Origin of the sequence: Halorubrum shenae (assembly GCF_051194165.1) — an archaeon.
GTDB lineage: Archaea > Halobacteriota > Halobacteria > Halobacteriales > Haloferacaceae > Halorubrum.
Window position 1 is genome coordinate 74857 of sequence record NZ_JBLZNI010000001.1, and the last position, 11834, is coordinate 86690.

Annotated in this window: 11 protein-coding genes; 2 read left to right on the forward strand and 9 right to left on the reverse strand. The window is 66.5% G+C overall.

Annotation, left to right across the window (positions count from 1 at the left end):
- Positions 1-25 precede the first annotated feature (25 nt).
- The gene (locus tag ACNS88_RS00420; protein WP_435092824.1) at positions 26-865 is read left to right on the forward strand and encodes a DUF7547 family protein; all 840 of its coding nucleotides are present in this window, start codon (positions 26-28) and stop codon (positions 863-865) included.
- Between the two features lie 48 nt (positions 866-913).
- On the opposite strand, the gene ACNS88_RS00425 is transcribed toward ACNS88_RS00420, so the two are convergent.
- From ACNS88_RS00425 to ACNS88_RS00465, 9 genes are all read right to left on the reverse strand, one after another.
- The gene (locus ACNS88_RS00425) at positions 914-1663 is read right to left on the reverse strand and encodes a sugar phosphate isomerase/epimerase family protein (RefSeq protein ID WP_435092826.1); all 750 of its coding nucleotides are present in this window, start codon (positions 1661-1663) and stop codon (positions 914-916) included.
- 122 nt (positions 1664-1785) lie between these two features.
- Positions 1786-3180, reverse strand: a complete 1395-nt coding sequence (locus tag ACNS88_RS00430) for a permease (RefSeq protein ID WP_435092828.1) — start codon at positions 3178-3180, stop codon at positions 1786-1788.
- A gap of 183 nt (positions 3181-3363) precedes the next feature.
- Positions 3364-4434, reverse strand: coding sequence for a methionine synthase (locus tag ACNS88_RS00435; RefSeq protein ID WP_435092830.1), 1071 nt, complete (start codon positions 4432-4434; stop codon positions 3364-3366).
- Positions 4434-5435 (reverse strand): 5-methyltetrahydropteroyltriglutamate--homocysteine methyltransferase, encoded by a 1002-nt coding sequence (locus ACNS88_RS00440; RefSeq protein ID WP_435092831.1) that lies wholly within the window; start codon positions 5433-5435, stop codon positions 4434-4436. Before ACNS88_RS00440 ends, ACNS88_RS00435 begins: the two co-directional genes overlap by 1 nt.
- Positions 5436-5540: 105 nt before the next feature.
- Positions 5541-6158 carry a HemK2/MTQ2 family protein methyltransferase gene (locus tag ACNS88_RS00445; RefSeq protein ID WP_435092833.1) on the reverse strand — a complete coding sequence of 206 codons (618 nt, stop codon included), beginning with the start codon at positions 6156-6158 and terminating at the stop codon, positions 5541-5543.
- A complete protein-coding gene (locus tag ACNS88_RS00450) occupies positions 6155-7396 on the reverse strand; it encodes a mechanosensitive ion channel family protein (RefSeq protein ID WP_435092835.1) in 1242 nt (413 codons plus the stop codon). The genes ACNS88_RS00445 and ACNS88_RS00450 overlap by 4 nt, the downstream gene beginning before the upstream one ends.
- 6 nt (positions 7397-7402) lie before the next feature.
- The gene (locus ACNS88_RS00455) at positions 7403-8338 is read right to left on the reverse strand and encodes a 16S ribosomal RNA methyltransferase A (protein ID WP_435092837.1); all 936 of its coding nucleotides are present in this window, start codon (positions 8336-8338) and stop codon (positions 7403-7405) included.
- A gap of 85 nt (positions 8339-8423) precedes the next feature.
- Positions 8424-9002 (reverse strand): DUF655 domain-containing protein, encoded by a 579-nt coding sequence (locus ACNS88_RS00460; RefSeq protein WP_435092838.1) that lies wholly within the window; start codon positions 9000-9002, stop codon positions 8424-8426.
- 126 nt (positions 9003-9128) lie between these two features.
- Complete coding sequence (locus ACNS88_RS00465) at positions 9129-10256, reverse strand: glycosyltransferase (RefSeq protein ID WP_435092840.1); 1128 nt, start codon at positions 10254-10256, stop codon at positions 9129-9131.
- Positions 10257-10474: 218 nt separating this feature from the next.
- On the opposite strand from ACNS88_RS00465, the gene ACNS88_RS00470 reads away from it, so the two are divergent.
- Positions 10475-11608: an FG-GAP repeat domain-containing protein gene (locus ACNS88_RS00470; RefSeq protein ID WP_435092842.1), complete on the forward strand. Its 1134-nt coding sequence runs from the start codon at positions 10475-10477 to the stop codon at positions 11606-11608.
- Positions 11609-11834: the final 226 nt, after the last annotated feature.

Here is an 11834-nt window from a genome sequence, read left to right on the forward strand (position 1 = left end):
ATCTCCAGACCACCTACGTCACGGTATGAGTTCCCGCGACGACCGACGCGACGACGACCTCGAAGAGCGGCTCGACGAGCTCGAGGACGTGCTGGGCGAGCTCCGCCGCGACCTCCGCGAGACCGAGCGGGACCGTCGCGGCCCCCCTCGACCGCCCCGCCTCTCCGAGCTCGTTCGGTTCACCGAGCAGTACACGATCCCGACGGTGATCGCCCTTCTCGAGACGACGATCAAGTCGCTCGAGCTGGTACAGGGGACGCTCCGGCTCGCCGACCCCGGGCGGACCCTCGACGAGGCTGGCTCGGCGACCGACCGCCTCGGCGACGTGCGGGACGGCGCCAGCGCCGGCCTGTCGCGGTCGCTCTCGGAGCTCCGCACGGCGCTCTCGGAGGCCGATCTCCCGGAGGAGGCCGCCTCCCGGTCGATCATCGCTGACGCGCGCGACCTCACGGCGGAGATCGAAGCGCGGATCGATGAGGGGCGCCGCGAGGCCGACGCGGCCCGGCGCGGGCGGCGCGACCGACTCGACGGGCGGAGCGGCGAGGGTCAGACGGGCGGGCGCGCTGACGCCGACACCGACGACTCCGCCGGAGGGAACGACCGTGACCGCGGCGTCCGGATCGACGTGACTGACCCGGACGCGGACTACGAGGACGGGGAAGACGAAAATGGGGAGGCCGACGACCCCGCGCCCGAGGTCGACGTGGAGTCGGAGCTCGAGTCGATCAAGCGCCGGCTCGACGACGACGAGGCGGCGGCTGCCGCGGACGAGGCGACGGCCGCCGACAAAACGGCGAGAGATGACGGAGCGGACGGAGACGACGAACCGACTGCTGACAACGACGACGACCGCGACTCGGCCTGACGACCGCGACTCTGCTTTTTAAATGCGAGACGGGACCGATTCGGTCGTTTAGAAGTCGACGCCGAGTCGCTCCGCGATCCGCTCGGCCGAGTCGAGGAGAAGCGTCTCGTCGTCGGTGAACACCTCCAACGCCACCGTTCCGTCGAACCCGTCGAGCTCGGATTCCACGAGCCCGTAGTCGACTTCGCCGGCCCCCACGGGAAGGTGAGTGTCGCCGCGACGGCGGGCGTCGTGACAGTGGAGGTGGGAGATCCGGTCGCCGTGGCTCCGCAAGAACCGCTTTATCGCTTTGTTGTCGCCCTCCATGTAGGCGTGACCGAGGTCGAAGCAGATCGGCGTGTCCGTCTTTCGGGCGAGGTCGCCGAGGACCGACAGCTGGAGTCCCGCGTGCTGGTGGCCCACGTTCTCGACGACGACCTCGACGCCCGCCTCGCGGCCGGCGTCGGCGACCCGGCGAAGCTGCTCGCCGGCCGTCTCCCTGAAGTCGATGTCGTCGCGGTCGGCGGAGGTGGCGTGGAGGACGGCCTTCTCCGCGCCGAGGTCGCCGGCGGCCTCGAGGAGCCGGCGCTGGTAGTCGACGATGGCGTCGTTGACCTCGGGGACGTAGGTGGCCAGCCGCTGGCTGTACGGCAGGTGGACGAGGAGGTCGCGGCCGGCGAGCGCGTCGGTGAGTCGTCCGGGGTCGATCTCGCCCGGCGCGAGCGTCGGCTCGCCGATCCCGAGTTCGTAGAAGTCGAACCGCGTCGACGACGCCGCGAGGCGGTCGATGTCGTCGCCGACGGTGAGGCCGATATCCATGTCTGCGGTGTGGGCGGCGGCGTGTTATAAATATCCAGGAGACTGCCCGCCGGCGTCACACGTGAGACACGGTCCGCGATGAGGATGTTCCCCACCGTCGCGGCGGATCCCCGTTGAAGCCGTCAGTGATCGTGGTCGTGATCGTGGCCCGTCATCTGCGAGCGCTGATCGGCGAACTCCGTCGGGTCCTCTTCGAACGTTCGCTTGCAGGTCCGCGAGCAGAAGTAGTATGTCGTCTCCTCGTGGGACGCGCTCGGGCCGTTGTCGTCAGTTCGCATACCGCAGACCGGGTCGCGATACCGCCCGGGTGCGCCGAGTCCCCGGCGATAGACGTACAGGAGGAATCCGGAGAACGCGAAGGCGACAAGATTGAGGTAGAACGTGTAGTTGCGTTCGAAGTACGTCTGTTCGGTCGCCGTCTCGCCGCCGGCCAGATCCGGGACGATACCGAGGGCGTCGAACAGCAGCTCCATGAGGAAGCCGGTGAACGCCATCGTGACGAAGAACACGCCGAGGATGTACAGCATAATCTTCCAGCCGTAGTACTTCCGGTAAACGTTCAACACGGGAATCGTGATGAGGTCGGCGTAGACGAACGCGATGACGCCGGCGAAGCTGATCCCGCCGCCCCACAGCGCGACTGCGAACGGGACGTTACCCATGCTGCCGACGAAGCTGAGGACGGCGATGGCGACGCCCACGACCGCGTTTTCGGCGGTCGCGAGCAGCCCGTCACCCTGGATGAACAAGGTGTTCCACACCCATCGGGGCACAAAGACGATAACGAACCCCGAGATGAGAAAGCCCGCGATGACGTCCTTCCAGATCATCGACCACTCCTTGCGGTACTGATTGGCGACTTTATACCACCCACCCCACGACAGCAACTCGTCGCGAAGCCCGCCGGCACTCGACGTCTCCTGAAGATAGGTCTCCATACATCCCTCCGAGCAGAACCGTAGCGTCTCGCCGCCGTCAGTCGTGAGCGCGTGCTCCGCGCTGCCCTCCATCCCGCAGGTCGGATCCTCGCTGACTCCCGACTCGCGGTCGCGCTCGTTGAGCGTCTCCCGGACCTCGTCGAAGAGAGCCTCGGGAAGCGTGAGATGGACGATGACGGCCATGACGGCGATGAGAACGAGGCCGCCGAGCAGCTCCGCGAGGAGGAACTCCCAGCCCAGCAGAATCAGGATCATCAGCCCGAGTTCGACGATGAGGTTCGTCGACGCGAACATGAACGCGAGGAAGTTCACGGCGTGAGCCCCCTTCTTGAACAGTCCCTTTCCGATGGCGACGGCGCCGAAGCTGCAGCCGCTGCTCGCCGCGCCGAAAACGGTCGCCTTGGTGAGACCACTCAGATCGCCGTCCCCCAGCACCCGCGCCATTCGCTCTTTGGAGACGTAGACTTGAACGAGACTCGTGATCGTGAGTCCCATGATGATCGCCCACGCCGCCGTCCAGAGGAACCCGACACCGATCCGGAGGGCTTCGAGGACTCCGTTGAGTATCGTCGTCTGCATGGGTAGATGATCGCAGGGAGTATCTATTGCAGTTTTCCTTAGCGTATCCGCCCTGAAAAAGAATTAAAAACAACGACACCAAAACAGAACGCCGCAAAATTCTTCATATCGTAAGTAAACCCGCACCACAGTGTCACGGACCACGACGTGTCCGGGCGCCGCGGCATACGCGTACTGCCGGCGTCAGTCGTCGAGCGGATTGTCGACGTCGATCTCGCCGGCGTCGATCTCGGCCTCGACTTCGCGAACCGCGGTGACCATGTTCTCGGTCTTCCCGTACGCGATGTCGCGCGGGAGGAGCTTCAGCCCGCAGTCGGGCGAGATGGTGAGCTTCTCCGGCGGAACGACGCGGAGGCCCTGTCGAATGTTCTCTTTGATCTCCTCGACGGGCTCCACTTCGGCGGTGTGGGCGTCGACGACGCCGAGCGCGAGGTCGGGCTCGAACTCGGGGTCGGTGAAGGTGGGGATCTGCTCGAAGTCGCCGTTACACAGCTCCACGTCGAACTCGTCGATCGGGTAGTCGTTGATCTCGGGGTAGATCCGCGAGTAGTCGCCGTAACAGACGTGGAGGCCGATCCGGACCTCCTCGTCGATGCCCGAGACGATGCGTTCGAGGGCCTCGCCGACGACGGCGTGGTCCTCCGGCGTCGTCGCCAGCGCGGGCTCGTCGATCTGGATGTATCGGGCGCCGGCCTCGACCAGCTTCTCGACCTCCTCGTTGACGAGGTCCGCGAGGTCGTAGACCAGCTCCTCGGTGGAGGGGTACGCCTCGTTGAACGCCCAGAATCCGAGGGTGTACGGCCCCGTAATCGGGACCTTGACGGGACGCTCGGACACCTCGGACGTGAACTCGAACTCGTCGACGAGCCACGGCTCGTCGTACTCGACCTCTTCGGCGACCGAGGGCTTGTCGAAGTAGTTGTGGCCCCACACCTTCACGGGGCCGTTGAACTCGTAGCCGTCGATGCGGTCGGCGAAGAACTCCACCATCTCGTTGCGGCGCATCTCGCCGTCGACGACCGTGTCGAGCCCGGCGCGCTCGTGCTCGTGGGTGATCAGCCGACAGGCGTCGTCGTGCGCCTCGTCGAGGTCCGACGCGTCGAACTTCGAGTCGGGGTCGTCGACGAGCTCGTCGACCCGGTTGAGCCACTTCGGCTTCGGGTACGAGCCGACGACGGTCGTCAGCAGGAACGCGTCGTTCGGGTGGTCGTGCGGGCGGAACTGTTCGCGGTTGGCGGACGGGTTTCGGACCATTACTCGAGCACCTCCGTGGCGGCGGAAAGCGTGTTCAGCTTCGCGCGGTACTTGTTCGCGGGCAGGTAGAACAGCTCGGTGTTGGGCGTCAGGTAGGTCCGGTCGAATCCCTCGGCGGGGATCTGTGACCCGAACCACTCCACGCGCTCCGCGATCGTCTCCGGCTCCTCGACGAGCGTGTTCTGCCCGTCGACGAGCCCGAGCGCGAGCGAGTCGGTGGCGCCGAACTCCTGGACGTTATACACGGTGTCGTCGCGGTCGCCGGCGACCAGGTCGAGCCCGAGCGCGTCCGCGCCCGCCTCGTCGACGAGATGGGCGTACAGCTTCTCGCCGAGCGCGCCGTAGGCGGTCTGGACGACCACGTCGGCGTCGGTCGCGTCGGCGACCGTCGCGATCGCGTCGGTCGCGGCCGACTCCTCGCCGTCGGCCGGCGGGTTCGTGACGAGCGACGGTTCGAGGAGGAACACCGTCTCGTGGGCGGGGAACGCCTCGACCTCGCCCGCGAGGAACTCCGCGATCGCCGCCTGGAACGCGGCCTCGTCGCCGTAGTGCTCGTCGGTCGCAAGTTCCGCCAGCGAGTAGGGGCCGGGGAGCGTCGCGGCGAGGGGCGCCTCGCCGTCGATCAGGTCGGTCGCCGACTCCAGCTCTCGCGCCACGTCGCCGGAGAAGTCGAGGTCGTCGACGACCCGCGGGTCGCGGTAGAAGTTGTTGTTGTCGTAGTACCGCACGATCCCACCGGTCTCGACGCTGTCGTGGACCGTCAGCGGATGCGCGATCATGTCGTCCCAGCGGCCCTGCCCCTCGACGACGCGGTCGAGGCCGGCATCGAGCTGGTCGGCGACGTACTCCGCGCGTACCTCGTCGTACTCCTTGGTCACCGCCTCGCTCTCGTCGCCGCTCAGGAGGTCACCCTTCTGGTGTCCTTTCAGGTCGGAGAGCGTCTCTTTCGCCCAGTCCGGGAGCGGGTACAACCCCGGCGTGGCCGCGACGTATTCAGTCATCACCGATGGTTCGATATGCCGTCGTATAATATTTGCTAATGTGTTTTATGCTCTATAGTAATTATTAGTGGTCGCCGTCGCTGAGGGAGGGAGGGGGTGCCCACCTCACTCCCGCCGCAGCGCCAACACCGTGAGCGTCTCGAACGGGAACGACTCCTCGACGACCGGCTCGGACGCGAATCCGGCGTCGTCGACGAGGCTCAGCACCTCCTCGTATCCCGTCAGCGACGAGACTAACAGCAGGACGACGCCGCCGGGCGCGAGGACGCGCCCCACGTCGGCGAGGAACGGCTCGATGAGCTCGCGTCCCGACTGACCGCCCGAGAGCGCGTGTTCCATCCAGTCGTCCCACTCGTTGTCCGGGTCGGTCGGGAGGTACGGTGGGTTGAAACACACCGTGTCGAACGCGTCCGCCCGGAAGGGGCTGAGGAGGTCGGCGACGACCCCCTCGACGCCGCGCTCGCGGGCCTGTCGCGCCGCGTGCGGATTGAGGTCGCTGCCGACCACGTCGAGCCCGCGCTCCTCGGCGATCCGCTGAGCGACCCAGCCCGAGCCCGTACCGACTTCAAGCGCCCGCCCGTGCGCCTCCGCGACGGCCGCCTCCGCGAGCAGTCCGGAGTCCTCGGCCGGCTGGTAGACGACGGACTCGTCGAGGCCGCGACGCTCCGCGAGACCGCCGTCGTGGTCGTGGTTGCCGTCGTGGTCGCCATCGCCGTCGCTCATCGGTCCGACTCCCCCGGTCCATCGGCGTCGCTCTCGGCGTCGGAGCCGTCACCGCTCTCGGCGTCAACACCGTTGTCACCGCTCTCGGCGTCCGAATCACCGTCGTCACCCCCGGACCTCGACTCACCGCGCGTCGCCGCACGGTCCTCGACCGACGCGTCCAGCTGCGGACCGGAGGCGTCTCCACCGCGTGCGGAGAGCGTCTGCTGCGGGAAGGGGATCACGATCCCCTCGTCTTCGAGCGTCGTCTTGATCGCGTTCATCGCGGCGGTCTGCGTGCGCCAGCGCTTGCGCATGCTGGGGTTCCGGATCCAGTAGCGGAGCCCGAGCACGACCGCCGAGTCGGCGAATCGCTTCGTCACGGCGTTCGGCTCGGGCATCGCGGCCACGTCCTCGACCTCGGCGGCGGTCTCCTCGATCACCGCCGCTGCGCGGTCGATGTCGGTGTCGTAGTCGACGCCGACCTCGACCTCGATCCGCAACCGGTTCCGCCGGGACCGATCGATGATCGACCCCGACCGCACGTCGTCGTTCGGCAGCGTGATGACCTCGCCGTCGAACGACCGGAGGCGCGTGCTCATGATCGAGATCTCCGTGACGGTCCCCTCGTGGTCGTCAACTTCCACCCAGTCGCCCACCTCGAACGGGCGGGAGAACATCAGCACGAAGCCGGCGAGGACCGCCCCGAGCGTTTGGCGGGCCGCCATGCCGACCACGATCCCTAAAAAGCCGGCCCCGACGAGGAGGCCGCCGACGTTGTCGGTGAACAGCCCGACGATCACGAGCAGCGAGGCCGTGTACATCGACAGTTGGGTGAGGCGGAGGATCACCTCCTGTTGGTGGTCGGAGATCGACGAGCTCTCCTTCGCGACCTCGCGGATCACGCCGCCGAGGAAGTCCGTGACCGCGTACGCGATCGCCAAGAGCACGACCGCGAGCACGACGTTCGAAAGCTGGTCGGCGATCGCCGCCGACCGAACGGCCTCCAGGAGCGCTCCGCTCCGGTCCCACACCCCGATCAGCGCGATCGCGCCGGCCGCCGTCACGCCCGCGACAGTCGCCGACAGCAGCAGCCGCCGGGTGGAGGAGAGCTCGGTGTCCCGTTGTTTCAGACGACGGGTGAGGTACCGCGCGGCGAGCACGACCGCGACGATCAACGCCGACACCGCTATCCGTTCGACGTTGCCCGAGACCAGCCCCTGCACGTCGATCGCGAGACCGATGCGCGCGCCCGTCATCCGCCCTCACACCTCCGTCGGCGACCCGTGCTCGCGCGCCAGCTCGGCCAGCGCCGCGAACGCCGACGGATCGAGGTCGCCGGGGCGGCGACTGAGCAGGTCCTCCTCGGCGGCGTCGACGACGGCCTCCGGCTCGTCTAGCCCGGAGATGTGACCGGTGTTCCGGATCGCGTTCCGGACCGTCTTGCGCCGCTGGGTGAACAGCGCTTTCACGAACCGGAGGAAGAAGGCCTCGTCGCCCACCTCGTAGTCGGGATCGCGAGGCGTACACAGCACGACGGCGCTCTCGACGGCGGGCTGCGGGTCGAACGCCTCCTTCGGGACGCGCTCGACGATCTCCACGGCGGCGTAGTGCTGGGCGGACACCGAGAGCCGACCGTACTCCGACTCGCCGGCCGACGCCACCATGCGCTCTGCGAACTCGGCCTGGAACATCAACACGAGCGGCTTCCCCTCGGGGAGCAGCCGGAAGGCGATCTCAGAGGAGACGCCGTACGGGAGGTTCGCGACGCAGGCGGTGAACGACGGGAGATCGACGTCGAGCGCGTCGCCCTCGATCACGTCGAGGAGGCCGTCGTCGACGGCCGTCGCGAACTCCTCACGGAGGAAGTCGGCGAAGACGTCGTCGCGCTCGATAACGGAGAGGCGGCCGGGATCGTGGTCGGCGTCCGCGGGGGCAGCCGCGCCGTCGGCGCCGGCTCGGCCGCGAGCCGCGACCGCCAGCAGCCGGTCGGTGAGCGCGCCTGCGCCCCCGCCGATCTCCAGGAGGTGACTCGTATCGGCGTCGTCGGGGAGGTACGCGGGGATCCGGTCGAGCACGCGGTCGTCGACGAGGAAGTGTTGATCGCGGTCGGGGTTCGCCCGTTCCCCAGCCCGCCGGGCGAGCGCGTCGGGATCCCGGTCCCCGTACGCCGCGCCAGCGCCCGTCGATAAATCGGTCATGGCCGCGTTACTCCGCCGCTCCGGGTAAAAGTCCCGTTTCGGGGCGTCGGGTGGTTCCGTTCTCGAGTCCTCGCTCGCCTCCGGCTCACTCCTCGTACCCGGCGAACCGCCGGTATTTGAGATCCTCCTTGCGGACCTCTTCGACGATCCGCTCGATGAGTACCTCTCGCGGTCGGTGAAGGCCGCCGACGCGCTCCGAGACCTCCTCGAAGCTCTCGAAGGGACCCCGCTTCCGTTCGTCGAGCACCTTGTTCCGGAGCTGCTTGCCGATCCCCGGTAGGAGGTTGAGCTGGTGTAGCCGGAGGGTGATCGGCCCGGCCTCGTTGTAGAAGTCGACGAACCGCTCCTCGTCGCCCTCGACGATGGCCTCGACTGCGTACTCCATCTCGGCGGCCGCGTTCCGGGTCACGTCGTCGAACGAGACCTCGTGGTATCGGCCGACTGTGGGTCCGTCGAGGGCGATCCGGTCGCTCACGGAGACGTCCGCTTCCTCGTCGAGCGCGAGTTCGTACAGCCGGAACGCCTTCGTCCCGAGCCCGTACGCGACCGGCGATTTCCGGTACGGCGGGCGGTCGTCGTCCGGCCGCCCGTTGGGCAACACGTCCAACAGGACGACCACGGGACCGTCGTCCGCGTCGGGGGCGTCCGGTTCGGAATCGCTCATAGGTAGTTTACGGTTCCGCGCGGTAAAAAAACCGCTGGCGACCGGAGTGCAGAGGACCGGCTTCGATCGGCGACGCCCCGGCGGTTCACAGGGCGTGCCACCGCTCTCCACCGCCTGCTTGTTCCGTCATCCGGTGTCCTCTGGGCATCGACAGCCCCGTCCTGCATCGAGCGTATACACGTTCCGCGTCCGTTCGGCGACCCGGTCCCAGTCGAACGATCGAACCAGTTCCCGGTTCCGGTGTCCCATCTCTCGGAGCTCCTCGCGGTTGTCTATCGCCTTTCGAAGCGCCACCCGGAGTCCCGCGGAGTCGTTGGGGTCGTACAGATGTCCGCCCTCGGACCCGATCAGTCCGGGGAGACACCCCATCATCGGCGCCACGACGGCGCGTTCGAACGTCATTGCCAGCATCGCGCTGCCAGAGGTGAGTACCGAGTCGAAGGGGAGCGCCACCGCGTCCGCGGCGTGCATATACACCTGAATTTCGTCATCGGGGACGTAGTCGAGGACCGTGTCTACCCGATCGTCATCGGTGCTGGCGACACGCACGCGGTTCGCCACGTCTTCGTTCCACGGGTTCCCGACGACGAGGAGCCGCGCATCCCCGGGAACGCGCTTGAACGTCTCGATCAGCGTTGGAACGTTCTTGTAGGGTCGGATCAGCCCGAAGAAGGCGATAACGGGCACGTCGGGTGGGAGATCGAGTCGCTCACGGGCTGTCGACTGCGAGATATCGTTCTCGTAGACGCCCAAGAAGTTTCCGTGGGGAACGACGCGAATGCGGTTTGCGACTCGTTCGGGGAGTCGGTACGTCTCTTCGACAGACTCGATCGCCTCCTCGCAGTGAACGACGATCCGATTGACGAGACGCGCGACTGCGTGTCTAATCGCGAGTTCGCTGCGCGGGGTGGCTCGTTCGTGGTCGAGGAGGTTGTGGACGGTCCAGACGATCCGGACCCCGAGCGCCCGCAACAGGACGAGTTCGAAAATAAGCCTCACACCGAGCAGCACAGCGATCGCTGCCGGAAACCGGCGGTTGGTGGTGACGAAGCGGTCGAGCCAGTGAATGTGGAAGACATCCGGCACCCCGTGACGACGAACGCCCGCGAGGAGCGGAAACGCCCACCCGCCGGGCGTCGCCGTGACTTCGACGCCGCGGTTCTCTAACGCCGCGATCAGCTCGGACTGATACGGATTCGAGTCCCTGTAATCCGGGCACATTAGCACCGTGATTCCGTCGTCGGAATCGGTCATCGCCACCGCTCGATCGTGTTCTCGGGAGTCATACGAGCGACGAGACGGACAACGGACATTGTTATGGGCTTTTAAACGACCAGCGGTCGCCGTTTCGCCGTGGTCCGGCGTGACGACTCCGGACTCGACGGCGGGGTGACGATGGACGGAACGGACCGAGCGAGCTGGACGTTGTTTAACGTGTGTTTACTCTTGCCCGGACTATTCGAAACGCCGGTATGGAGTTCCAACACGAACGCATCGATGATGACCCTCCCTGCGGTCGGCTCACGTTCTGCCTCACGTCCGATCTCACCGGTAACGGGCGACCCGACGTGATCGTCGGTGGAATGGGCGCGAAGAAGGAAGTGAATGTACTCGGAAAGCGGATCATACTCCGGTACCTGCCGGTCGTCGGAAGTGCGATCAAGCGTCTGGAATCCAACGTGTTCTGGTACGAGAATCCCGGTTGGGAGCGCCACGAGGTCGCGCGGATCCCCGAACTCTCAGTCGGCGGATCGATCGGTGACATCGACGGCGACGGAACGCCCGAACTCGTGGTTGGGCAGAACGGCGAGACCGACCTCTACTGGTTCGAGATTCCGTCGAACCCGCGACGGACTTGGACCCGTCACTTGATAACCGACGACTTTCGGAAGTACCACGACACGGCGATCGCCGACATCGACGACGACGGCGAGCCGGAAGTCGTCATCCTCTCACAGCAGAGCGAGACAGTCTGCTACTACGACGTTCCCGACGACCCCTCCGTCTCTCCATGGCCCGACGATCACCGACACGTGATCGCCGAGGAGTTGAACGTCGAAGGTGTCGCCGTAACCGACCTCGACGACGACGGGACTACCGAACTCATCGCTGGACCGAACATATTTCGGCGGAGCGGATCCGTCGACGACTGGGACCGCGAACGCCTCGGCGGTGACTGGCAGTGGACGCGGGTCGGCGTCGCAGACCTCGACGGCGACGGTGACAGAGAGATCGTCTTGACCGAGGGTGACCTCCCGTACCAAGGCGACCGACGGGGGCGTGTCGGGGTGTTCGATCCGCCGGACTGGTCCCTGACGACGATAGACGACGACCTGTATAATCCGCACACGATCCAGATCGAGGACTTCGACGACGACGGTCGACCCGACCTGCTCGTCGCCGAGATGGGTCTAGACGGGAAAGAGGACCCGCGGATGTTCGTCTACCGGAACACCGGCATGGGGTTCGAGCGCGTCGAGATCAGTAGGGGGGTCGCGACTCACGAGGCGAAGGCAGTCGACCTCACTGGTGACGGTTCGCTCGACGTTGTCGGAAAATCGTACGGGCCCGACTGTCACGTCGATGTCTGGTACCGTCGAGAGTGAGTATCGCCATCCACGAGCGTTGTCGCTGGTGACGCGACCAAGAGATACCCGACAGTAGCGAGCCAGAAGGCTCGGCGACGGTCGCACGAACCACGTCCCGTTCGCGGACGGGGTCCCGGGCTGTTCGCCACCGCGATGACCGATCGGCGAACGATCTGCTCGGTCGAGCAGTCGGGCATCAGCGAGTGTCCTGAACGTCGCCGTCGACGAGCCGGAACCCGTCGCG